The organism is Dawidia soli (assembly GCF_018598185.1).
GTDB classification, from domain to species: domain Bacteria; phylum Bacteroidota; class Bacteroidia; order Cytophagales; family Cyclobacteriaceae; genus Ohtaekwangia; species Ohtaekwangia soli.
Genome location: NZ_JAHESC010000008.1, coordinates 23,844 through 46,096 on the forward strand (window position 1 = coordinate 23,844; position 22,253 = coordinate 46,096).

At 55.3% G+C, this 22,253-nt stretch carries 23 protein-coding genes; 19 read left to right on the forward strand and 4 right to left on the reverse strand.

Features of this window, described 5'->3' with window-relative positions:
• From KK078_RS07315 to lepB, 6 genes are all read left to right on the forward strand, one after another.
• Positions 1–1,245: an aminotransferase class V-fold PLP-dependent enzyme gene (locus KK078_RS07315; RefSeq protein ID WP_317195877.1), complete on the forward strand. Its 1,245-nt coding sequence runs from the start codon at positions 1–3 to the stop codon at positions 1,243–1,245.
• The gene (locus KK078_RS07320; RefSeq protein WP_254089600.1) at positions 1,242–1,676 is read left to right on the forward strand and encodes a SufE family protein; all 435 of its coding nucleotides are present in this window, start codon (positions 1,242–1,244) and stop codon (positions 1,674–1,676) included. The genes KK078_RS07315 and KK078_RS07320 overlap by 4 nt, the downstream gene beginning before the upstream one ends.
• Positions 1,673–2,026: an SUF system Fe-S cluster assembly protein gene (locus KK078_RS07325; RefSeq protein ID WP_254089601.1), complete on the forward strand. Its 354-nt coding sequence runs from the start codon at positions 1,673–1,675 to the stop codon at positions 2,024–2,026. Before KK078_RS07320 ends, KK078_RS07325 begins: the two co-directional genes overlap by 4 nt.
• 47 nt (positions 2,027–2,073) lie before the next feature.
• On the forward strand, positions 2,074–2,490 hold the full coding sequence (locus KK078_RS07330) for a BrxA/BrxB family bacilliredoxin (protein ID WP_254089602.1): 417 nt from the start codon (positions 2,074–2,076) through the stop codon (positions 2,488–2,490).
• A gap of 89 nt (positions 2,491–2,579) precedes the next feature.
• Positions 2,580–3,287 carry a 4-hydroxy-tetrahydrodipicolinate reductase gene (gene dapB, locus KK078_RS07335; RefSeq protein ID WP_254089603.1) on the forward strand — a complete coding sequence of 236 codons (708 nt, stop codon included), beginning with the start codon at positions 2,580–2,582 and terminating at the stop codon, positions 3,285–3,287.
• A 69-nt stretch (positions 3,288–3,356) separates the two neighbouring features.
• Positions 3,357–4,832 carry a signal peptidase I gene (gene lepB / locus KK078_RS07345; protein ID WP_317195878.1) on the forward strand — a complete coding sequence of 492 codons (1,476 nt, stop codon included), beginning with the start codon at positions 3,357–3,359 and terminating at the stop codon, positions 4,830–4,832.
• Between the two features lie 70 nt (positions 4,833–4,902).
• Here lepB and ung read toward each other — a convergent pair whose 3' ends face one another.
• A complete protein-coding gene (ung, locus tag KK078_RS07350) occupies positions 4,903–5,565 on the reverse strand; it encodes a uracil-DNA glycosylase (protein WP_254089604.1) in 663 nt (220 codons plus the stop codon).
• Positions 5,566–5,716: 151 nt separating this feature from the next.
• Between ung and apaG the strand changes: the two genes are divergently transcribed.
• The 6 genes from apaG (at position 5,717) to rplI (ending at position 9,278) form a co-directional block, all read left to right on the forward strand.
• Positions 5,717–6,103 carry a Co2+/Mg2+ efflux protein ApaG gene (gene apaG, locus KK078_RS07355; RefSeq protein ID WP_254083051.1) on the forward strand — a complete coding sequence of 129 codons (387 nt, stop codon included), beginning with the start codon at positions 5,717–5,719 and terminating at the stop codon, positions 6,101–6,103.
• 46 nt (positions 6,104–6,149) lie between these two features.
• Positions 6,150–6,929 carry an O-methyltransferase gene (locus tag KK078_RS07360; RefSeq protein ID WP_254089605.1) on the forward strand — a complete coding sequence of 260 codons (780 nt, stop codon included), beginning with the start codon at positions 6,150–6,152 and terminating at the stop codon, positions 6,927–6,929.
• A 55-nt stretch (positions 6,930–6,984) separates the two neighbouring features.
• The gene (locus KK078_RS07365; protein WP_254089606.1) at positions 6,985–7,914 is read left to right on the forward strand and encodes a chromosome segregation protein SMC; all 930 of its coding nucleotides are present in this window, start codon (positions 6,985–6,987) and stop codon (positions 7,912–7,914) included.
• Between the two features lie 263 nt (positions 7,915–8,177).
• Entirely contained in the window at positions 8,178–8,555 is a 378-nt protein-coding gene (gene rpsF, locus KK078_RS07370) for a 30S ribosomal protein S6 (protein ID WP_254089607.1), read from the forward strand.
• Entirely contained in the window at positions 8,552–8,803 is a 252-nt protein-coding gene (rpsR, locus tag KK078_RS07375) for a 30S ribosomal protein S18 (RefSeq protein WP_254083047.1), read from the forward strand. Before rpsF ends, rpsR begins: the two co-directional genes overlap by 4 nt.
• 31 nt (positions 8,804–8,834) lie before the next feature.
• Entirely contained in the window at positions 8,835–9,278 is a 444-nt protein-coding gene (gene rplI / locus KK078_RS07380) for a 50S ribosomal protein L9 (protein WP_254089608.1), read from the forward strand.
• Positions 9,279–9,614: 336 nt separating this feature from the next.
• Here rplI and nagB read toward each other — a convergent pair whose 3' ends face one another.
• Positions 9,615–11,519, reverse strand: a complete 1,905-nt coding sequence (gene nagB / locus KK078_RS07385; protein ID WP_254089609.1) for a glucosamine-6-phosphate deaminase — start codon at positions 11,517–11,519, stop codon at positions 9,615–9,617.
• A 135-nt stretch (positions 11,520–11,654) separates the two neighbouring features.
• On the opposite strand from nagB, the gene KK078_RS07390 reads away from it, so the two are divergent.
• From KK078_RS07390 to priA, 5 genes are all read left to right on the forward strand, one after another.
• Positions 11,655–12,635, forward strand: coding sequence for a GSCFA domain-containing protein (locus KK078_RS07390; protein WP_254089610.1), 981 nt, complete (start codon positions 11,655–11,657; stop codon positions 12,633–12,635).
• Positions 12,636–12,646: 11 nt separating this feature from the next.
• On the forward strand, positions 12,647–14,701 hold the full coding sequence (locus KK078_RS07395; RefSeq protein WP_254089611.1) for a thioredoxin domain-containing protein: 2,055 nt from the start codon (positions 12,647–12,649) through the stop codon (positions 14,699–14,701).
• 24 nt (positions 14,702–14,725) lie between these two features.
• The gene (locus tag KK078_RS07400) at positions 14,726–15,568 is read left to right on the forward strand and encodes a hypothetical protein (protein WP_254089612.1); all 843 of its coding nucleotides are present in this window, start codon (positions 14,726–14,728) and stop codon (positions 15,566–15,568) included.
• A 143-nt stretch (positions 15,569–15,711) separates the two neighbouring features.
• Positions 15,712–16,200 carry a hypothetical protein gene (locus KK078_RS07405; protein ID WP_254089613.1) on the forward strand — a complete coding sequence of 163 codons (489 nt, stop codon included), beginning with the start codon at positions 15,712–15,714 and terminating at the stop codon, positions 16,198–16,200.
• 49 nt (positions 16,201–16,249) lie between these two features.
• Positions 16,250–18,757 carry a replication restart helicase PriA gene (gene priA / locus KK078_RS07410; RefSeq protein WP_254089614.1) on the forward strand — a complete coding sequence of 836 codons (2,508 nt, stop codon included), beginning with the start codon at positions 16,250–16,252 and terminating at the stop codon, positions 18,755–18,757.
• A gap of 3 nt (positions 18,758–18,760) precedes the next feature.
• Here the strand turns inward: priA and KK078_RS07415 are convergent, their stop codons facing one another.
• The gene (locus KK078_RS07415) at positions 18,761–19,444 is read right to left on the reverse strand and encodes a head GIN domain-containing protein (RefSeq protein ID WP_254089615.1); all 684 of its coding nucleotides are present in this window, start codon (positions 19,442–19,444) and stop codon (positions 18,761–18,763) included.
• Positions 19,445–19,602: 158 nt separating this feature from the next.
• Between KK078_RS07415 and KK078_RS07420 the strand changes: the two genes are divergently transcribed.
• Positions 19,603–20,007 (forward strand): TerB family tellurite resistance protein, encoded by a 405-nt coding sequence (locus tag KK078_RS07420; protein ID WP_254089616.1) that lies wholly within the window; start codon positions 19,603–19,605, stop codon positions 20,005–20,007.
• A gap of 86 nt (positions 20,008–20,093) precedes the next feature.
• On the opposite strand, the gene KK078_RS07425 is transcribed toward KK078_RS07420, so the two are convergent.
• Complete coding sequence (locus KK078_RS07425) at positions 20,094–21,164, reverse strand: DUF1573 domain-containing protein (RefSeq protein WP_254089617.1); 1,071 nt, start codon at positions 21,162–21,164, stop codon at positions 20,094–20,096.
• 74 nt (positions 21,165–21,238) lie between these two features.
• Here KK078_RS07425 and trpS point away from each other — a divergent pair, with 74 nt between their 5' ends.
• Positions 21,239–22,210, forward strand: coding sequence for a tryptophan--tRNA ligase (trpS, locus tag KK078_RS07430; RefSeq protein ID WP_254089618.1), 972 nt, complete (start codon positions 21,239–21,241; stop codon positions 22,208–22,210).
• Positions 22,211–22,253 lie beyond the last annotated feature (43 nt).

Consider the following 22,253-nt stretch of genomic DNA (forward strand, 5'->3'; position numbering starts at 1 on the left):
ATGACCTCCTCTCCCGCCGTCAGCCGTGTGCTGGATGTTGAAGCGATCCGGAAAGAGTTCCCGATCCTGCACCAGCAAGTAAACGGACGTGACCTGGTATATTTCGACAACGCGGCCACCTCGCAAAAGCCGCTTGTCGTGATCAACGCCCTGATGGATTATTACACGGGGTATAACGCCAACATCCATCGCGGCATTCATACACTGGCGGAGAAGGCCACCAAGGCGTACGAAGACACCCGCCACACGGCGCGCGCGTTTATCAACGCCCGTTCTGAACAGGAAATTATCTTTACCCGTGGCGTGACGGAGAGCCTCAACCTGGTGGCATCTTCCTATGGCCGCGCGTTCCTGAAAGCCGGTGACGAGATCGTCATCAGCGGACTGGAGCACCACTCCAACATCGTACCCTGGCAGATCGTCTGCGAAGCGACGGGCGCCACGCTGCGCGTCATTCCCATACTGGAGAACGGCGAGCTGGACATGGAGGCCTATAAGAAGCTGCTGTCGCCGCGTACCAAAGTGGTGTCGGTCAACCATGCCTCCAATAGCCTGGGCACGATCAATCCTGTAAAAGAGATCATCGCCCTGGCACATGCCGCCGGCGCAGTAGCCGTGATCGACGGCGCGCAGACCGGTGCGCACGTCGCCATCGACGTACAGGACCTGGACTGCGACTTCTATTGTCTCTCTTCGCATAAGATGTACGGCCCTACCGGCACCGGCCTGCTGTACGGCAAGCGCGAGTTGCTGGAAAAGATGCCGCCCTATCAAGCCGGCGGCGAGATGATCAAGGACGTAACGTTTCCCAAGACCACCTACAACGACCTGCCCTATAAGTTCGAGGCGGGTACGCCCAACATCGCCGATGTGGTGGCGTACAAATACGCCATGGACTTTATTCTCGGATTGGGCCGCGAGAACATCGCTGCCCACGAGCATGCCTTGCTGACGTATGCCACCGAGCGGGTTTCGGCCCTGAAGGGTGTACGGCTGATCGGCACCGCCGCGCAAAAAGTGGGCGTGGTATCGTTCGGCGTGGAGGGCATCCACCATTTCGACATCGGCCAGATGCTGGACTCGCGTGGCATTGCCGTCCGTACAGGGCACCATTGCACGCAGCCGTTGATGGATTGCTTTAAAATAGAAGGAACCGTACGCGCCTCGTTCGCTGTTTATAACACGAAAAAGGAGATCGACCAACTGGTGGAAGGTCTCGAGCGGATCATCAACTTCATGAAATGAACATCGAGGAAACTCAGGACGCAATAACCGAAGAATTCTCTCTCCTGGACGGCGACCGCGAAATGGCCGTGTTCTACCTGATGGAACTCGGCCAGAAGCTCCCCGAGATGCCGGAAGCCGACAAGACCGAGGAAAATGTCGTCAAGGGATGCCAGTCCAAAGTGTGGCTTTCGGGCCAGACCGAAGACGGCAAAGTTTACTTTACGGCCGATAGCAACACGGCCATTACCAAAGGGCTTGTCAGCTTGCTGGTACGGATCTTTAACGGGCAGACGCCGGACGCGATCTTGCATGCGGATCTTACATTCATGAACCGCATCGGCATGGAACGCTTTATCGGCACCCAGCGTTCTAATGGCTTTGGAGCCATGATCAAACAGATGAAACTGTATGCCCTGGCGTTTAAGACAAAAATGCAAGTAAAGTCATGAGCGAAACTGCCGGTCCTACCGAACAACATATCTCCACGACAGCCATTCCGGACTTACAGGAAAAGGTCCTCCAGGCCATCAAGACCGTTTACGACCCCGAAATTCCGGTGGACATCTATGAGCTGGGGCTGATCTACGAGATCAATGTGTACCCCGTCAACAATGTGTATGTACAGATGACGCTCACATCGCCCTCGTGCCCGTCTGCCGAATCCATCCCCGGCGAAGTGGAGCAGAAACTGAAGGCCATCGAAGGTGTAAACGACGTGAAGGTGGAGCTGACCTTTGACCCACCCTACTCGCAGGACATGATGAGCGAGGCGGCCAAGCTTGAACTAGGATTTTTATAATTTGTTATAATAACAGTACGATCCGATTTAACTTTGTAAAAAACAATATGTATCCCGAACAACTAGTGGCGCCCATGCGCACCGATCTGACCAGCGCTGGCTTCTCTGAACTGAAGACTTCTGAAGAAGTTGATAATTGTCTGAAGAACCAGAAAGGTACAACCCTGCTGGTGATCAACTCTGTATGCGGTTGTGCTGCCGGCGCAGCGCGCCCGGGTGTAAAATGGGCCGTAGCGCATGCAGGCAAAAAGCCTCAGCAATTAACGACGGTATTTGCCGGTGTTGATAAAGAAGCGGTTTCGAAAGCACGGGAATATACCCTGCCCTATCCGCCGTCATCACCCTCCATCGCCCTGTTCAAAGACGGCGAGCTGGTTCATTTTGTTGAACGTCACCACATTGAGGGCCGCAATGCCCAAATGATCGGCCAGCACCTGGTCGAAGTGTTTGAAGAGTTTTGCTAGTCGTATAGACGAATCCGAACTAAAAGCTTTCCGGGAGCACTAAACTTTCGGAAAGTTTTTAGTTTTACGGCGAACTCACAAACCCTTACATGAACATCATCCTTCTCGGCTACGGAAAAATGGGGAAAATCATTGAGCGCGTAGCCCTCGAGCGCGGTCACACCATCTCCGCCCGCATCGACCTTCACAACCAACACGAATTTGAAACCGCCTCGGGCGACGTTGCCATCGAATTCTCTCATCCCGATGCTGCCTTTGAAAATGTAAGACGGACCTTACTGAAAGACATTCCCGTGGTGTGCGGCACGACCGGCTGGCTGACACGCAAGCCCGAGATCGAAGCGCTTTGCCGCGAACGTCAGGGCGCGTTCTTTTACGCGTCCAACTACAGCGTCGGCGTGAACATCTTCTTTAAGCTGAACGAGTACCTGGCCAAAATGGTCCAGCATATAGCGGAGTACGACGTGGAGATGGACGAGATCCACCACGCCGAAAAAAGAGACGCCCCCAGCGGTACCGCCATTACCCTGGCGGAAGGTACCCTGAAACACTTGTCGCGCAAAAAAGGCTGGGTGAACCAGGATACCGGCAATCCCGAGGACCTGGTGATCAAATCTTTCCGCATCGACCAGGTGCCCGGCACACACGTCGTGAAATACGCCTCTCCCATTGACGATATCGAGATCAAACACATTGCGCATTCCCGCGAGGGCTTTGCCAAGGGGGCTGTCATGGTGGCCGAGTGGATCAAGGATAAAAAAGGCGTGCTCTCGATGGACGATTACTTGAAATTTTGAGGCTGCGTCAGCGACTAACCGTCTAAATCGATTATTTATTCTATTTTGCACGTTTTTCAATAGCATCTTATGGAAGGTTACGAATTTATAGTAATGCTTGCGCTCCTGCCGCTTCTGATTCCCTACTATGTGGGACTCTGGAAGTTATTCGAAAAAGCAGGCCAGCCGGGTTGGAAGGCGCTTATTCCAATCTACAACCTGGTCGTCATTCTGAAGATCGTCGGACGGCCCTGGTCCTGGGTCTTTTATCTCCTCATTCCCGTCATCGGTCAGCTTATCGCCATTGGTGTCGTGGCCGATCTGATGAAGTCGTTCGGCAAAGAGAAGTTCTACCAGATCGCTGCCGCCGTACTGGTGCCGTTCTTTTATTTCCCCTACCTGGGATTTAAAAAAGATGTAAAGTATAAAGGCCCTGCCACCCAGATCCACGGCGAAAAATCTACCCGCCAGGAATGGACCGAGGCGATCGGTTTTGCCGTGATCGCCGCCACCCTGATCCGCTGGTTGATCATGGAAGCGTATACCATTCCCACGCCTTCGATGGAAAACTCCCTGCTGGTGGGCGACTTCCTGTTTGTGAGCAAATTCCACTATGGTACACGCACCACGACCACGCCGCTGCAGATCCCGCTCACACACCAGAAGATCTGGTTCACCAACATTCCCTCTTACGTCGAGTGGATCAAATTGCCCCAGTATCGCCTGCCGGGCATCAGCCATGTAAAACGCGAAGACGTGGTGGTCTTCAACGTGCCGCCCAAAGGGCTGAACGACGGCATCGACTACCCGGTAGACCTGAAGACCAACTATATTAAACGCTGTGTGGCCGTCGCCGGCGACACGCTGTCCATCAAAGACCAGCAGGTATATATCAACGGCGTGGCGTCACCCGTGCCGCCCGAGATCCAGTTCAGCTACCTGATCCTGTCGGACGGCCCGATCAGCGAGCGCAACCTGTCGAACCTGGGCCTGGGCACCGAAGACTATCAGGAGCACGGCCGCCAGGCCGACGGTAAGTTTGCCTACCAGATGTGGCTGACCAAGGCCCGCGCCGACGAAATGAAGACGCTGCCCTACATCCGCGCCATCGAGCTTCAGAAACGTATACACGACGAGGGCACCATCCCCTACTCGAGCTACTACGACTGGTACGGCGGCCCCGACTCGACGCGGTTGTTCCGCTGGTCGACCGATAACTTCGGTCCGCTGTGGATCCCCAAGAAAGGCGCAACCATCACCATCGACAAATCAACGCTCGCCCTGTACGGCACCACCATCAAGCTGTACGACCACAACAAGAATGTAAAGATCGAAGGCGACAAGCTCTTCATCGACGGCCAGCCGGTGACCCAATATACCTTCCAGCAAGACTATTACTTCATGATGGGTGACAACCGGCACAACTCCCTCGATTCACGCTTCTGGGGTTTTGTACCCGAAGACCACATTGTCGGAAAAGCATTCTTCATCTGGCTGTCGGTAGACAGAGGCTCTGGCATCGCCAACCGCATCCGCTGGAACCGCTTCTTTAAGCTGATCAAATAGTCTGAAAGGAGTGTTAGTAAAAAGCCCCCTTGCTTGTAGCAAGGGGGCTTTTTTATGGCTGGCTTCGGCATCACCACTCGATCGGCGTCAGCCCCTGCTTCACGAGATACTCATTCGTCTTACTAAAATGTTTGTTCCCAAAGAACCCCCGATCAGCCGAGAACGGCGACGGGTGTGGTGACATGAGTACGAGATGTTTATTCCGGTTTATAACTTCTCCTTTCTTCTGCGCGTACGATCCCCACAACAGGAAGACGATGTGCTCGCGTTCGTCTGAAATATGTTTGATGACGGCATCCGTAAAGGCTTCCCACCCCTTGTTCTGATGTGATCCCGGGGAGGATGCGCGCACGGTAAGCGTGGCGTTTAGCAGCAGGACACCTTGTTTGGCCCAGCGCTCCAGGTTGCCCGTGGCCGGCAGGGGTTTGCCCAGGTCCGCCTGGATCTCTTTGAAGATATTGACCAGTGACGGCGGCATGCGGATCCCGTCGTGCACTGAGAAGCACAAGCCGTTGGCCTGGCCTGCGCCGTGGTAGGGATCCTGCCCCAGGATGACCACTTTCACCTGGCTGAAATCACACGCGTCAAAGGCTTTGAAGATCTCTTTGCCGGGCGGGTATACCGTCTGCGTTTGATACTCTTGTTTGACAAAACTGATGAGGTTTTCGAAGTACGGCTTGGTGAATTCCGCGGCCAGACGGTCCTTCCAGGAAGGCGCAATTTTAACATCCATGCCTAAAACTAATCGGTGGCGGGAAACGATACAAGGGGAAGCATTTTCAGGGAATCGGAAAGCAAATAATATCACTGATTTTCAATCACTTAAACAAGTATTAACGCCCCCCACTTGGGAATTCTAAAATTTTGATATTTTTGATGCTAACATGGTAACGGAAATCACCAAAGGGATCAAAGTAACAGTGGAGACGGAGTATCAACCGGCGTATTCCAGCCCGAGCCAGTACCATTATGTCTTCACCTACCGCATCACGATCGAGAACCAGAGTGATTACACCATCCAGCTGCTGCGCCGTCACTGGCACATTCACGACGCCGGCTTCAGCCCGCGCGAAGTAGAAGGTGAAGGCGTCGTAGGACAACAACCCGTACTCGAGCCCGGTCAGACCCACCAGTATGTTTCCGGCTGTAACCTGAAGTCGGGTATCGGCAAGATGGTGGGTACCTACCTCATGGAACGCGTCGTGGACGGCGTGAAAGTAGAGGTTAACATTCCGTCGTTCACCATGGTCGCCCCCATCCGCCTGAACTAGCGGCGCTGCACAAACGCCCGGTACCCGTTACCCGCCACCCCGCAGCATGCCCACGCGCTTTCAATTTCAAACGTACTTCACCTACTGGCTGGATGCCGTCAACAAGCACTCGCTGCATTCGCCCTTTTTTTTTGACTTTTATACCCGCGTGGTCGCCCCCACCCCGCGTCCACCACGCCTCCCGGCGCTGGAATCCATACGCGATACGCTGCTGCAGGACACCACGCGCCTGACGATCCAGGACCTTGGTGCCGGGCCACAATACGGTCAGACCACGTCGCGCACCGTGCAGTCCATTGCACGCACCAGCATTAGCCCTGAGCGCTTTGCGCATTTATACCATCGCATCGTTCGCCACTTCGGTTACACACACGTCGTGGAGCTCGGCACGTCGCTGGGCCTCAATACACTTTACCTCGCCACGGCCGGCGCGCAGGTCACCACCCTGGAGGGCGCCCCCGAAGTGGCCGGCGTCGCGCGCAACGTCTTCGCGCAGCAGCCGGCGGCGCGCATCCGCCTGATCGAAGGCGACATCACCCACACGCTGCCATCGTACCTGGCGTCGTCGGGCAAAGTAGACCTGGCCTTTGTCGATGCCAACCACCGCTACGAGCCTACGCTACGGTACTTTCAGCAGCTGCTGCAGAAAGTACACGCCCAAAGCATGCTCATCTTCGACGATATACACTACACCCCGGGCATGCAACAGGCCTGGGAGGAGATGCGTAAACATCCGCTGGTGTACGCCAGCGCCGACCTCTACCGCTGCGGTATTTTGTTTTTTGACCCCTCATTGAACAAACAGCACGTTGTATTGCAGTATTAATCATTGAATTACAGCGGAAGAAATTTTATTTTTGCGTTTTTACAAAAAGCCCACTATGAGCGAACCGACAAACATCTCTCCTGTAGAGCAGGCCCCGAAGAAGTCGAACAAGAACGCCATTATCATTGCCCTGATGGCGGTCATCATTGTTATACAGGGAGTAAAGATATTTCTCGACAGCCGCGAGCACCAGACCCTCGTCGCCGAAAAGACCTCGACCGAGCAAGAATTGGCCACGACCATGCAGCGCATGACCGAGATCCGCGACGAGCTGGACGCCAAGATCGCCGAGGTTCAAAAGCTGGGGGGCAACGTCTCCGACCTGGAAAAGGCCAAGGCCGAGGTCGAAGCTGAGCTGAAGCGCTCCAAGCGCGCCACCGGCAAGGAGATCAAGGCCCTCAAGGACAAAGTGGAAGGCTACGAGCTGCTGCTGAAGACCAAGGACGAAGAGATCGAAAAGCTGCAGCACGTCAACAAGGCCCTGCTCAGCGAAAATACCTCGCTGAAAACCCAGAAGAATCAACTTGGCGACTCGATCAACCGCCTGAGCCAAAGCAAGGACGAGCTGGCCACCAAGGTGGCGATCGCCTCTGAGCTCAAAGCCGAGAACGTACGCATCGTGGCCCTGAGCGACCGCGGCAAGGAGCGCGAGTCGCCCTTCAAGAGCCGCCAGATCAGCAAGCTGAAAGCGGAATTCAACATTGCCGAAAACAACGTCGCCCCGATCGAAGGCAAAAAGATCATGATCCGCATCGTAGACGAGAACGGCCAGGTGATCTTCGACGTAGCCCGCGGCTCCGGCACCTTTATCTACAACGGCAAGGAAGAGTTCTATACCGCCTCGCAGGAGATCCTGTTCGACAACACCAAGCAGAAGCTGGTCTACACCTACGAAAAAGGCTCGGACTACGCCTCCGGCACGTACACCCTGGAGATCTATTGCAACGACTACAAAATGGGCTCCGGCCAGTTTGTCGTGAAATAATGACGCCGTAACACCGGGGCAAAGCCACCCCTGTGGCAGGCCCAAAGCTGAGTTAAAGCATAGTTAAAGCACTGATAAAGCACTATCCTATAATGTGCCTTATCAGTGCTTTAACTTTGTTTTGACTATGCTTTATCTATGCTTTAACCCTGGCTTTGCCCTGAGAAAGCTTCGAAAAAACCACAATTACCGGACTTTTTTGGGCATTTGTTTCGTGATCCGGTGAATTTGCCTACCTTTGCAGGCTCAAATAAAAAACTATCATGAGAAACTACGAGACGGTATTCATTTTAAATCCCGTTTTGTCTGAAGATCAGGCAAAGGATACTGTCGATAAGTTCGTGAAAGTGTTGAAGAAGGCCAATGCCGATGTATTGAACATCGAGAATTGGGGCTTGAAGAAGATGGCTTACCCCATCAACAAAAAGTCAACCGGCTTCTATAACCTGATCGAATTCACGGCCGACGCGCCCGTTATCGACACCCTGGAGACTGAGTACAGACGGGATGAGTCCATTATGCGCTTCCTGACGACCGTGCTGGACAAGCACGCGATCGTGTACAACGAACGCAGACGCAAAGGCGAATTCAAGAACAAGAAACAAGGTGTTAAAAAAACTGAGGAGGAGCGCGAAAAATGACATTAATGAACGAACCTATTAAGCGCGCAGAGGTTAAGCCGAAGTACTGCCGCTTCAAGAAGAACGGTATCAAGTACATCGACTACAAAGATCCCGACTTCCTGCTGAAGTTCATCAACGAGCAAGGCAAGATCCTGCCCCGCCGTTTGACTGGCACCAGCCTGAAATTCCAGAAGAAAGTAGCGCAGGCTGTAAAGCGTGCCCGCCACCTGGCCATTCTTCCATACACAGGCGATTCTTTGAAATAATCAATTCCAGGACCCTTAACGATATACGAACATGGAAGTAATTTTGAAACAGGACGTATTGGGCCTTGGCTATAAGAACGACATCGTGAAGGTGAAAGCCGGGTACGGTAACAACTACCTGATCCCCAACGGCTACGCCCTCATCGCCAACGACTCGAACAAAAGACTGGTAAACGAAAACGTACGCCAGGCTGCTCACAAAGCGGCAAAGGTAAAGCAAGACGCAGAAGCGCTGGCCGGCCGCCTCGGCGAGCTGACCATAGAGATCCGCACCAAAGCGGGTGAGACCGGTAAGATTTTCGGCGCCGTTACGGCCCTGCAGATCGCCGACGCGCTGAAAGCAAAAGGCTTTGACATCGACCGTAAGAAAGTGCACCTGAAGGAAGCTCCCAAGCAGATCGGTACATACACCGTAGGCCTGGACCTCCACAAGGAAGTAAAGCACGAGATTAAGGTTAACGTCGTAGCCGAATAACAACGACTTCGTCCTTGTGACCATACAAAGAGCCCCGATCGGGGCTCTTTGCTTTTATAGCCTGTCACTGGCGCACGTCTGAGCCCTGTCTCAGGGCGGTGACTTGTGCCTATACGGCCGGCAGTTTGTAACTGCCGTCGTTTCTTCCGCCACCTTCTCTGCCCGCCAGTTATAAACTGGCTACCGTGTAGGCACAAGTTGCGCGCTGCGCGCTAAACTTGCGCCAGCAAGGCTCGCCCCCTGCCCCTGTGGACCGGGGCTTACTGGCCGACTTAAAAGCGAAAGGCCCGGTATACACCAGGCCCTTCAGTTATTTGAAATAAAGAGCTTCCGCTCTTAGAACTTATACCGCACGAACGCTTCCATCGCTTCGTATTCGGCCAGACCCAACGCGTTGTAGGCTTGTGCCGTGGCGTGGTTGCGGTCTTCGGCGCGCATCCAGAACTCGCGTTTGTCGCTGCCGGGGAACATGGCGCTGTCTTTCTGCGACTGGTGCTTGAACACGGCGCGACGCTTGCGCATCAGCTCGTCGGGGCTGAGCGGCACGGCCATTTCGATCTGGTCGATGTCCCACTCCTGCCAGGCACCGCGGTACAGCCACACCCAGCAGTCCTTCATCCAGTCTTTGTCCTTGAGGCGCTTCACGGCTTCCATCACGGCCGCGAGGCAAACACGGTGCGTGCCGTGCGGGTCGGAAAGGTCACCGGCCGCGTAGATCTGGTGGGGCTTGATCTTTTCGATCAGGTCCATCGTGATCTTGATATCTTCCTCGCCCAGGGGCTTTTTCTTGACGGCACCCGTTTCGTAGAACGGCATGTCGAGAAAGTGCATTTGCTCGTCGGGAATGCCCACGTAGCGGCCACCCGCTTTGGCTTCACCGCGGCGAATCAGGCCTTTGATCGACAACACTTCCGGGCTGTCGTTCTGACCCGGTCCTTTTTCCCGGATCGACTTTACAATCTGCTTGTAGAATTTCTCGCCGTCGCCTTTGCTCAGGCCGAACTGCTCGTTAAAGTCGCGAACGAAGTCGGCGAAGCGTACGGCGTCGTCGTCAAATACGGCGATGTTACCCGAGGTCTGGTAGCCTACGTGTACTTCGTGGCCCTGGTCCACCAGGCGGATGAAGGTACCGCCCATGGAGATCACGTCATCGTCGGGGTGCGGCGAAAAGATCAGGGCGCGTTTCGGGAACGGCTTGGCACGTTCGGGACGATAGGTATCGTCGGCGTTGGGCTTGCCGCCGGGCCAGCCGGTAATGGTATGCTGCAGGTAGTTGAATACTTTGATGTTCACCTGGTAGGCCGAGCCGTACTCGGTAATGATGTCGCCCATGCCGTGCTCCATGTAGTCGTGGTTGGTGAGCTTCAGCACCGACTTCTGCACGGTCTGGCACAGCCATACCACAGCCTTGCGGATCTTCACTTCGTCCCACTCGATGCTGTCCAGCACCCACGGAGTCTTGATGCGTACAAGCTCGGAAGAAGCGGCGTCGTCGAGCACGACCAGGCAGTTGGTGTGTTTTTGCAGGAACGACGAAGGGATCTGGTCGGTGATCGGGCCTTCTACGGCCTTTTTAATCACTTTAGCCTTGCCTTCGCCCCAGGCCATCATGATCACCTGCTTTGCCTTGAGAATGGAACCTACCCCCATTGTAATCGCTTTGCGGGGCACGTTCTCTTCGCCGAAGAAGTCGCTGGCCGCGTCGATGCGCGTTACCTGGTCGAGTGTCACCAGGCGGGTAAAGGATTTTTCGGTCGAACCGGGCTCGTTAAAGCCGATGTGGCCGGTACGGCCGATCCCCAGCAGCTGGATGTCGATACCGCCCAGGCTGTCGATCTTCTGCTCGTACTCGCGGCAAAAGTCCGCCACCTTATCCTTCGGCAGCGTGCCGTCGGGAATGTGCACCTGGTTCTTCGGTATATCGATGTGGTTGAACAGGTGCTCGTTCATAAAACGAACGTAGCTTTGCAGCGTGTCGGGCTGCATGGGATAATACTCGTCCAGGTTGAACGTATAGACATTCTTAAAGCTCAACCCCTCCTTCTGGTGCATCTTTACCAGCTCCGCATATACACGCGTCGGCGTAGAGCCGGTGGCAAGTCCCAGGACGGCGTGCTTGCCTTCCGCCTGGCGTTTTTTGATCAGAGTGGCTATCTCGCGGGCCGAAAAAAGAGAGGCCTCCTCCGAGCCCTTAAAGATGCTCACCGGGATCTTTTCAAATGCTGTGAGGTCGTTGTTCATCGATATAAATGGTTTATGATACGGTTCTTATCGAAGATGGGCATTTCCTATTTTTATTCAGAATTATTGTCCACCTATGATTCAAAAATACTTCAAAGTATGCGAAATTTTCAAGTGTTTGCGGTAACATAATTTATGAACACCTTCAGAACCACCCTAAATGCCGGTGTGTCGACACACACACTGGCCCTCACCTCGCGGATCCTCACCCTGGGTTCCTGCTTTGCGGATTCCATCGGCTCGCGGCTGGCCGCCCTCAAGCTCGCCACCCTGGCGAACCCCTTCGGCACGCTCTACAACCCCCTGTCCATGCACAAGGCGCTGGGTTACGCCGCCCTGGATGCGCCCATCCCGCCCCACACTTACCTGCGGCACGACGATGTGCACCTGAACTACGACTTTCACTCCGAGCTGTCGGCACTGACACACGAGGCCCTCACCCACCGGCTTCAGCAGCAGGTCGCGACCGTCCATACGTTCCTGCAACACACCGACTACCTGCTGCTGACCTATGGCACCGCCTGGGCCTATACCCGCCGCGACACCGGCGAAGTGGTGGCCAACTGCCACAAACAGCCCGCGGTGCGGTTCGATAAGACCCTGCTTACGGCCGATGCGATCGTCGCCTCATTCGGGGAGGTACTCACCGCACTGCGCGCCCGCTATCCGGCCCTGCGTGTCATCCTGACGGTAAGCCCGGTGCGGCATATCAAAGATACCCTGGTGCTGAACAGCGTGAGCAAAAGTGTACTCCGCGTCGCATGCCACACCTTGCAGGAGCGTTTCGACTATGTGGAGTATTTTCCGGCTTTTGAGATCCTGCTCGACGATCTGCGCGACTATCGTTTTTACAAAGCCGATATGCTTCATCCCACCGAAGAGGCCGAGGCCTATATCTGGCAGCAGTTCAAGGCACGTTATTTTGACGCGTCGCTGCAAAGCTTCGCCGATACGTGGGCCGGCATCCAGCAGGCACTGGCGCACCGGCCGTTCCACCCGGCGTCGCAGGCGCACCAGAAGTTCGTGCGCGACACCTTGCGCCGGCTGGAAGAACTAAAACCTGTTGTAGATGTTGAACAGGAGATCCATACATTGAAATTGCAGCTCACTTCGTGAACCAAGACACCATGAAACATACCAACCGTCTGATACACGCCTCCTCTCCTTACCTGCTTCAGCATGCACACAATCCCGTGGACTGGTACGAGTGGGGCGCGGAAGCCCTGAGCAGGGCCCAGCAGGAGGACAAACCCATTCTCGTCAGCATCGGGTATTCATCCTGCCATTGGTGCCATGTGATGGAACGCGAGTCGTTCGAGAATGAAGAGATCGCCCGGGTGATGAACGAGCACTTTGTCTGCATCAAGGTAGACCGCGAAGAGCGGCCCGATATCGATCACCTGTACATGGACGCGGTGCAGGCGCTGGGGGTCCATGGCGGCTGGCCCCTGAATGTATTCCTGACACCGGAGCAAAAGCCTTTCTTCGGCGGTACCTATTTCGCTCCGCCGTCGTGGACGCAGATCCTCACAAACCTGCACGCCGCCTTCCTGGCCAACCGCAAGCAAGTGGAGGACACGGCGGAACAATTACGCTTACACCTGCTCCGCTCGGATGTAGAGCGTTTCCGGCAAGCTCCCGTGGAAGCGGAGCTTGTCGCCACCGCCCGCGGCCTCTATGAAAAACTGGCCGCGAAGTTCGACCCCGTATGGGGCGGCATGAGCCGCGCGCCGAAATTCATCATGCCGGCGGTGTGGCAGTGGCTGCTGCGGTATCACATGCTGACGGGTGAGCAACCTGCTTTACAGCACACGCTTCTGACCCTGAAAAAGATCGCCATGGGCGGGATCTACGACCAGATCGGCGGCGGCTTTGCGCGCTACTCGGTAGACGGCGAGTGGTTCGCGCCCCACTTTGAAAAGATGCTCTACGACAACGCGCAGCTGCTCAGCCTGTATGCCGAAGCATATGCCCTGACCCGCGACCCCGGGTTCCGTACGGTCATTACCGAGACGGTGGGCTGGCTGACCCGGGAGATGACAAGCCCTGCCGGCGGCTTTTACTCCGCGCTCGACGCCGACAGCGAAGGCGAGGAAGGCAAGTACTACGTGTGGACGTACCGTGATCTGGAAGACGCCCTGGGCGAGCATGCGCCCCTGGTCGCCGAATATTATGCCGCCCAGCCCACCGGCAACTGGGAGCACGGCTGGAATATCCTCACGCGCCTGTTGCCCGACGAAGACTTCCTCAAACAGCAAGACCTGACCGCCGACGCCTGGCAGGAACTGCTGGCGCAAAGCAAGGCCCGCTTGCTTCAACAGCGGGCGCTCCGCCCCCGCCCCGGGCTGGACGATAAGATCATTACCGCCTGGAACGCCATGACGATTGCCGGACTGACGGATGCCTACCGCGCACTCGGGTCGCCCGACCTGCTGGCGCTGGCGGTGCAGAACATGCGCTTCCTGGAGAACGAGCTGCTGGACGGGCAGCAGGTATACCGGTCCTATAAAGACCGCCGCTCACATACCCGCGGCTTCCTGGACGACTATGCGTATCTCATCCAGGCTTACCGCAAGCTATACGAGGCAACCTTTGACGAATACTGGCTGCGCCGGGCGGCGTTCTTCCTGGAAGCAACGCTCGCGCTATTCCTCGATCCTGCCGACCACTGTTTTTATTATACCGCACACGATGGCGACGCTTTGATCGCCCGGAAAAAAGAGATCTTCGACAACGTCATCCCCTCGTCCAATGCGCTGATGGCGCAAAACTTATGGCACCTGGGCATGTTATTAGACCGTGACGACTGGAAAGAGAACGCCCGGGCGTTGGTATCGGGATTCAGCCGTCTGATCGCGGATGAACCGAATTATATGGCCTATTGGGCCACGGTGTACCTGGAAGTGGAAAAAGGAATGGCGGAGGTCGTGTTACTTGGCGCCGGCTTGGAGGATGTACGCAAGGAATTGCAGCGGGAATATCTGCCGTTTGCCGTGTTTATGGGGGCTGTCGCCGGCAGCGGGTTGCCCCTGGTGGCCGACAAGACCGTGATCGACGGAAAAACGACGGTATACGTCTGTTACAACAAGGCCTGTCGCCTTCCTGTATACACCGTGCCGGATGCCCTGCAGCAACTCCAACGCGATACGCCGGTCTTATCGTCGACTCAACTAAAATATTAGTATTTTCGCCGCGGAATAAAGCACATGAGCCAGAAAAAGTTTCCCCTGTTATCGTTTTCCCCTAAAGCTCCCGGAACACCCGTACAAGACCCTGCCGTACGATTTAAACAGCTTCGGAAGTTCCTGCGACTGCTGAAGTACTTTATAATCAGCTCGGTCATTCTCACGCTCATGGAGATCGGTGTGGCCTATTGGCTCATCAGCTCGCGCTGGTACCTGCTGGTGCCGAAAGAGCAGATGACCGAATTCGCCAAGGAGATCGACGCCGCCCCGCCGATGCCCGCCAACTTTATGCGGATCTACGAAGCGCGTTTCCCCAACCACTATCACACAACGCTTGCCCAACAGGTCTTTATCAACTACGGCGAGCGGTATGTTCTCCGCATCCACGACATCGACACCAAGGCGCATTGCTTCTGCGACCTGGTCTATGATTTCCAACGCATGGAAAACCCCGCGTTGGATTCCATCACCTGGGACGGCCGCTTACAAGATCTTGAATACGGGTTCGGCATGGAAAAATATTCCTCGCCCGAGAAGTGCTTCGACTATGTCATGAACCATAAGATCGCCCGCCTGCGCACCTGGGCCGACCGTGGCCTCTTTGGATTCATCTATAAACCCATCGAGCAATTCACCGACGACGAGCTGGTGGAGATTATCATCATGCTGAAATCCAAGTCGAACATCAACCGGTACGACACGCCCGAGCTCTTCGCCCGGGAATTTCGCGAATACCAGGAAAAGCTCGGTCGACCGGAGACCCTCATTCCGGTGTTGACCGACAGCCTGCGCGGCTTCTCGGTGGATAGCCTCGGCAATGCCCGGGTAGAGGCGCCAACGGATTCTGTGGCGCTCGACCTGTAGTCCTGCCCCACCTGGGGGGATCATCGCCTGCATTCGGCGTCCTCCCGTGCTAATTGCACGGACTTTACTGGTACATCCGCATGGAATGCAGTATATTCCCTGTGCCGCGTAGCGGATGTACTGTGAAGAGCGTGATCCCCCATATGGTTTTCCTCGCACGAAAGGCCGGTCTTTTACTGGCGGCCGGGCTGATGCTCGTGTCGCTGGCGGCGGCGCCGGTGGAGCAGGAATACCCCGACGGCTTATATTTCATCCTCCCGTGCTCGCGCTATTCCGACCGGCCCATGCCGGTCATGATCTCCCTGATCACGCAGTCGGTGTGCCTGGCGGACCAGCCGTTTATCGGTACCTCGGCCGTCGAGTCGGTCAGCACGCTGTTCGAAGCCGATGAGGAAAATATCATCTTTTTTGATATCACCCTGAGTAACAAAGCCTTCGAAACGCTGCAAAAGATCACCGCGGCCAGCGACGTCCAAACCTTCGCGTTTGTGAGCGGCGGCAGCATCGTATGCCTGTTCTTCTGGAACGAAGACGACCCCAGCCGGATCCTGCGCATCGAAAGCAAGCAGGGCAGCCGCAAGGTGCAGCAAGCGCATAAGCAGCTGTCGGCCCGTTTTGCCCTGCCCGGGTAGTAAATGGCCAGGCAGGCGTTGTCTATCGGCTAAAAAATGTGCTTTTTTGATGGTGGAAATCTTTGAACAGCACGACGACATCCGGACTTTTTTTGCCGAGCTTCTTCTACCCGTCCCCATCCCCCGGCTGTTCACCTACCGCGTACCCCGGGTCTTCCAGGAAAGCATCCGCACCGGGCAGCGCGCCATTGTACCCTTTGGCGAGCGCAAGGTCGTAACCGGTGTGATCACCGCCATACACGAGCAGGCACCGCGTGAATATGAGGCCAAGTATATCCTCGAGCTGCTCGACACCTTTCCGGTGGTGAGCGATGTACAGCTGCGGCTGTTCCATTGGATCGCCTCGTATTACCTCTGCACCGCGGGTGAAGTACTGAACGCAGCCTTGCCCAGTGGCCTGAAGCTGTCCAGCGAAAGCATGGTGCAGCTGCACCCTGCCTTTTCGTTCGAAGAAACGCCGTATTCTTTTACCGAAAAGGAAGCCTTGCTGTTGCGCACCCTCGCCGGCGAATCGATGGACTATACCGCGATCGCTACGCTGCTGGGTGTCAAAAATCCCTACAACGTTCTCAAGTCACTGGCCGCGAAAGAAGCGATCATCCTCTTCGAGGAGCTGAAAGAGAAATACCGGCCGAAGACCGACCGCCGGATCCGGCTGACGACGGCCTATACAACGGCCAAGCCATTGGAAGACCTGTTCCAGACGCTGGCAACAAAGCCGCTGCAGGAAGCCGTGCTGCTGCGTTACCTGCAGCTTGTACACGTCATGCAGGACCCCGGATCGAATGCCGCAGGGCTTTCGCGTAAGATCCTGACCGACGACCCGGAGCTTTCCGATTCGTCGATCAAGACGCTGGTCAAGCATCACATCTTTGAAGAGTTCGACGTCATCGTGTCGCGCTTTCCCGACGAGGACATCCACGATACCCCCGTCATCCCCCTGAGCCCCTTACAACAACAGGCACATCAGGACATCCTGAAATCTTTTACCACGCACGACTATACGCTGCTGCACGGCGTGACGGGCAGCGGCAAGACCGAGATCTATATCAACCTGATCCGCCAGGCGCTCGAAGGCGGATCACAGGTATTGTACCTGCTGCCGGAGATCGCCCTCACGACGCAGATCGTACACCGCCTGAAGAAGGTCTTTGGTACGACCATGGGCGTATACCACTCCCGCTTCTCCGACGCCGAGCGCGTAGAGGTATGGAACGGTGTATTATCCGGGCGCTTCAAGTTTGTGGTGGGCGTGCGGTCTTCGGTGTTGCTGCCCTTCGACAATCTCGGGCTCGTCATCGTCGACGAAGAGCACGATTCATCCTATAAACAACAAGAGCCCGCCCCGCGGTATCATGCGCGCGACGTGGCGATGATGATGGCGCATATGCACCACGCCAAAGTATTGCTCGGCTCGGCTACCCCGTCCGTTGAGTCGTACTACCAGGCACAGCAAGGCAAATACGGGCTGGTCACGCTCGACAAACGCTATGGTGACGCGCAACTGCCCCAGGTGGTGCTGGCGGACATCGGCCTCGAACGGCGTCAGAAGACGCTCAAGGGCGATTTCACGGGTCTCCTGCTGCGCAAGATCGACGAGACCTTGCAACAGCAGGAACAGGTCATCATCTTTCAGAACCGCCGCGGGTACTCGCCCATGGTAAACTGCGAAGATTGCGGCTGGGTACCCAAGTGTGTGAACTGCGCCGTGAGCCTGACTTACCACCAGTATCGCCACGCGCTGGTGTGTCACTACTGCGGGTATAAAGAGAACTTACCACAGCAATGCCCTAGCTGTACATCCGCCCGGCTCAAGACCGTGGGATATGGTACCGAAAAATTAGAGGAAGAGCTCAACCTGCATTTTCCCAACGCCCAGGTGCAGCGCATGGACCTGGATACTACCCGCTCCAGGACTGGGTACGAAACGATCATAGACGCGTTTGAGCGCGGCGAGACCAACATCCTGGTGGGGACACAGATGGTGACCAAGGGACTTGACTTTGACCGCGTCAGCCTGGTGGGCATCTTTCACGCCGACCGCATGATCCACTTTCCGGACTTCCGTTCCTATGAACGGGCGTTTCAGCTCATCACGCAAGTGAGTGGCCGCGCCGGACGAAGAGATAAACGCGGCACGGTGATCGTGCAGACCTCCGACCCGGAGCATCCGCTGCTGCAGCTGATCCTGCGACACGACTACCGCGGGTTTTACGAGGTGCAGCTGGCCGACCGACAACAGCATCATTACCCGCCGTTCTCCCGCCTGATCGAGATCACGCTGAAACACGCCGACAAACGCGTGTGCCGGCAGGCGGCCGAGACGCTGGCAGAGTCCTGCCGCACGAACCTGCCCTCGGTCTATATCCTGGGTCCGGGCGAGCCGGCCATTTCGAAGATACGAAACCAGTTCCTGATGAATATCCTGATCAAGGTGCCACGGGCCGCGCCCAACCTGGCGCAGATCAAGAGTACGTTGTTGTCGCTTACCGAGTCGCTGACACAACAAAAGGAATTCCGCAGCACCCGGGTCATCCTGGACGCCGATCCGATGTAATGATCAGTTCGATTTCTTAACGGACCCGCCGCTGCTCGAATCGGTGATCGATTTACTGGGGTTTCCGCGAAAGCGGATGCTGCCGCCGCTGCTGGCGTGCGCCACCAGCTCGCTGACCACCGATATCTTTACCGAACCGGCACTGCTGGCTTCGGCGGTCGCCTTTTGTGCTTCCAGCCCATAAGCGTCGATCTCGCCGGCACTGCTGGCCTCGATCGACAGGGCCCTGGCCTTGCCGGTGAGCTCGATATCGGCCGCGCTGGATGCATTCACTTCCACCGCCTCGGCATCGAGGGCGACTTCGATCGTGCCCGCACTGGAAGCGCTGATTTCCAACTCTTTTGCGGCCACGGTGCCTTCGGAGAAGATGCTGCCGGCCGAGCTGGCCGAAAGCTTATCGAGGTTTACGAACGTGACATATACCTTCACATCTACATTGTTGCGAAAGTTGCCGTCGCGCATATGTACCTTCAGGTACGATCCCGACACTTCGGTCACGACGTTTTCGGGTTTGGTGCCTGTCACCTCTACACGCACAGCCTCTTTATCACCCTTACGCAGGTACACATCGATGCCTTCGGCTACTTTTACCCCTGAAAATGCCCCTACATTCCGTGTTTGGGATTCCTGCCCAAACACTTCTGCAACCCCGATCACCAGTAGCAGTATGCTGATTATGTTCTTCATAGCGGTTTGAATATTTGTCGTAAAGACCGGCGGCAAATATAAGGGTTGCATGTCCGGCGGCCATCGTTAATTATTTTGAGGATGTACGAAATCCTCGTATTTTACACTAAATTTCATAGCCGATTTTCTAACATTTGCATTTCAAACCAAGAGCATCTATGATCTTTGACAAAAAAGCTGAACTTAATGTGTTGATCAACCTGGCTGCCAGCGACCGGAAAGTAGCAGACCGGGAGTCAAAACTCATCCAGATCATTGCCAAAGCAAACGGCATTAGCAAGGAAGAGGTTGACACCATGTTAAACAACCCTCAACCCATCGGCAATATTTCCAGCCTGACCAACGACGAAAAATTCGAGCACCTGTACCACCTCATCCAGCTGATGAAAATGGACGGCCAGGTATTCCGAAGCGAGATCGTGTTCTGCGAGCAGATCGCTGACAAACTCGGCTTCAAAAAGGCAGTCGTGGGCGAAATATCGCAGCACGTATACAGCGACCCTTCTATCACTGCCGACCGTGATATGGTAAAGCAAAAAGCCATTAAATACCTGAAAGCATAAGACATTTTACAGCGATGTCATAAAAAAGCCCCCGGGTACTTCCCGGGGGCTTTTTTTATGATCCGCTATATCGTCCGGCCTATCGGCTAGTCGGCATATGCCGAAAATGTGATGCGTTGTACGGGGTTCTGCGGGTCGTTGGAATATACCGTGACGGCTTTCTGCAACGTGCCGGAGCGGTCCTGCGGCTGGAGTGTGATCCGGATCGAGCTGCTTTCGCCGGGCTTCAGCGTCGTCTTGTTAGCCTGTGCGGTAATGCAGGTACAGTTACCCTGCACCGCCTTTACCTGCAGGTCTTTTTTACCGGTGTTGGTAAACAGTAGCTCGCGTGTGGCGCCCGCCTGCGTCACACGACCATACTCAAAGGATGTGGTGTTGAGCTTCATCTGCGGGGCCTTGCTCAGCTCCTGCGGTCCGAGCGGCTCAAAGTAATCTTCCAACGTAGCGTATACTGAAAAAGACTTTACCGGTTGTTGCTCGTCGTCCGTCGTGATCTCTACGTTGTCGGATTGAAACCCGTATGAGTCTTTCAGCTTGCCGTTGTAGCTTACCTTCACATTTCCTTTGGCGCCCGGCGCCAGCACTTTGGGAGTTACGTCAACTTTGATATACGTCGGTCCTACATACTTGCCTGTAAAAGTAATGGCCTTTGTGCCGGCATTGATCACCTGAAAGTCGCGGCTGGTGAATTCATCTTTCCGGTACACCTTGCCCAGATTAAACGAACCGGTCTTTAATTTCCAGTTACCGTTGGCAATGGGAAACTCGGCGGCCGACTGCGCCTGCGAGCTCACCTGGCCTTTGATCTGCAACACGATGGGCGTTGCATCGAGGTCTGTCGTAACGGTCAGCGTTTTATTAAAATACCCGGGTCTGCCCTTGGGGTTATAGCTGGCTTTGATAAAACCGGTCTTGCCCGACGGCACCGGGTCTTTTGACCAGCCCGGTGTCGTGCACCCGCAGGACGCCTGCACGTTCAGTATCTTCACGGGACGCCCGCTGGCGTTGGTAAACACAAATTCATGGTCTACCGGGCCACCCTCTTCTGCTACCATGCCAAAGTCGAAAATCTCCTCGCGGAACTGCATCGGCTTGAGCTGCTGCGCCTCTAAACGGCCCACCACCACGAAAAACATCAGAAAGAACAACTTTTTCATTTACCCTTCATTTTTAAGCACTGCAAAGTTAAAACTAATTCAATTCTGCTTTATTTTATTTTCTTTGCAGAATTATGGCCAGAATTTTAACCGGTATACAAAGCAGCGGCCGACCGCACCTGGGTAACTTGCTGGGCGCGATCATGCCCGCCATCGAGCTCTCACAAAAGCCTGGCAATGAGTCTTTCTTCTTCATTGCCGACTTGCATTCCATGACCACCATTAAAGACGCCGAAACGCGGGTCAGCAACGTCCGCGCGGTGGCCGCGGCATGGCTCGCCTTTGGATTCGACATTGAAAAGAACTACCTGTATCGTCAGTCGCGCATCCCCGAAGTATGCGAGCTTACCTGGTATCTGAGCTGCATGACGCCCTTCCCGATGCTGCAAAACGCCGTGTCTTTTAAAGACAAGGCCGAACGGTTGTCGGACGTAAACGTCGGCCTGTTCACATACCCGGTGCTCATGACCGCCGACATCATCTTATATGATGCAAACTATATACCAGTAGGCAAAGATCAACTGCAACACGTCGAGATCGCGCGCGACATCGCGGCGGGCTTCAACCGCCAGTACGGCGAGACATTTGTCCTCCCCGAAGCCCGCATCGAAGAGCAGGTCAAGATCATCCCCGGCACCGACGGCTCGAAAATGAGTAAGTCGTATGGCAACACCATCGACATCTTCCTGCCCGAGAAGGACCTGCTCAAAAAAATAAAATCCATCGTCTCGGACAGCACGCCGATGGAAGCCCCCAAGAATCCTGACAAAGACAATACATTTATTTTGTATAGCCTCCTGGCAACGTCCGCGCAAAAACAAGCCTTGCGTGAGAAGTATGAAGCCGGCAATTTTGGTTACGGACATGCCAAGCAAGAACTGTACGAGCTCATCCTGGAGAAGTTCCGCAAAGAGCGTGAAGCCTTTAACTACTACATGAGCAACCTCGATGAGCTGGAGCGCAAGCTGGAAAGAGGAGAAGAAAAAGCGCGGGTCATTGCGCGTGAGGTCCTGGGCCGCGTACGACAGCGACTAGGGTACGCGTAAAGCTATAAAAAGAGCCTCCTTGCGGAGGCTCTTTCGTTTTATA

Coding starts and splice junctions, on each gene's coding strand:
- KK078_RS07330 (WP_254089602.1), top strand. CDS start 2,074: ATGTATCCCGAACAACTAGTGGCGCCCATGCGCACCGATCTGACCAGC.
- KK078_RS07400 (WP_254089612.1), top strand. CDS start 14,726: ATGAGCCAGAAAAAGTTTCCCCTGTTATCGTTTTCCCCTAAAGCTCCC.
- KK078_RS07325 (WP_254089601.1), top strand. CDS start 1,673: ATGAGCGAAACTGCCGGTCCTACCGAACAACATATCTCCACGACAGCC.
- apaG (WP_254083051.1), top strand. CDS start 5,717: ATGGTAACGGAAATCACCAAAGGGATCAAAGTAACAGTGGAGACGGAG.
- nagB (WP_254089609.1), bottom strand. CDS start 11,519: ATGAACAACGACCTCACAGCATTTGAAAAGATCCCGGTGAGCATCTTT.
- ung (WP_254089604.1), bottom strand. CDS start 5,565: ATGGATGTTAAAATTGCGCCTTCCTGGAAGGACCGTCTGGCCGCGGAA.
- lepB (WP_317195878.1), top strand. CDS start 3,357: ATGGAAGGTTACGAATTTATAGTAATGCTTGCGCTCCTGCCGCTTCTG.
- KK078_RS07360 (WP_254089605.1), top strand. CDS start 6,150: ATGCCCACGCGCTTTCAATTTCAAACGTACTTCACCTACTGGCTGGAT.
- priA (WP_254089614.1), top strand. CDS start 16,250: ATGGTGGAAATCTTTGAACAGCACGACGACATCCGGACTTTTTTTGCC.
- KK078_RS07415 (WP_254089615.1), bottom strand. CDS start 19,444: ATGAAGAACATAATCAGCATACTGCTACTGGTGATCGGGGTTGCAGAA.
- rpsR (WP_254083047.1), top strand. CDS start 8,552: ATGACATTAATGAACGAACCTATTAAGCGCGCAGAGGTTAAGCCGAAG.
- dapB (WP_254089603.1), top strand. CDS start 2,580: ATGAACATCATCCTTCTCGGCTACGGAAAAATGGGGAAAATCATTGAG.
- trpS (WP_254089618.1), top strand. CDS start 21,239: ATGGCCAGAATTTTAACCGGTATACAAAGCAGCGGCCGACCGCACCTG.
- KK078_RS07320 (WP_254089600.1), top strand. CDS start 1,242: ATGAACATCGAGGAAACTCAGGACGCAATAACCGAAGAATTCTCTCTC.
- rplI (WP_254089608.1), top strand. CDS start 8,835: ATGGAAGTAATTTTGAAACAGGACGTATTGGGCCTTGGCTATAAGAAC.
- KK078_RS07395 (WP_254089611.1), top strand. CDS start 12,647: ATGAAACATACCAACCGTCTGATACACGCCTCCTCTCCTTACCTGCTT.
- KK078_RS07315 (WP_317195877.1), top strand. CDS start 1: ATGACCTCCTCTCCCGCCGTCAGCCGTGTGCTGGATGTTGAAGCGATC.
- KK078_RS07405 (WP_254089613.1), top strand. CDS start 15,712: ATGGTTTTCCTCGCACGAAAGGCCGGTCTTTTACTGGCGGCCGGGCTG.
- KK078_RS07390 (WP_254089610.1), top strand. CDS start 11,655: ATGAACACCTTCAGAACCACCCTAAATGCCGGTGTGTCGACACACACA.
- KK078_RS07420 (WP_254089616.1), top strand. CDS start 19,603: ATGATCTTTGACAAAAAAGCTGAACTTAATGTGTTGATCAACCTGGCT.
- rpsF (WP_254089607.1), top strand. CDS start 8,178: ATGAGAAACTACGAGACGGTATTCATTTTAAATCCCGTTTTGTCTGAA.
- KK078_RS07425 (WP_254089617.1), bottom strand. CDS start 21,164: ATGAAAAAGTTGTTCTTTCTGATGTTTTTCGTGGTGGTGGGCCGTTTA.
- KK078_RS07365 (WP_254089606.1), top strand. CDS start 6,985: ATGAGCGAACCGACAAACATCTCTCCTGTAGAGCAGGCCCCGAAGAAG.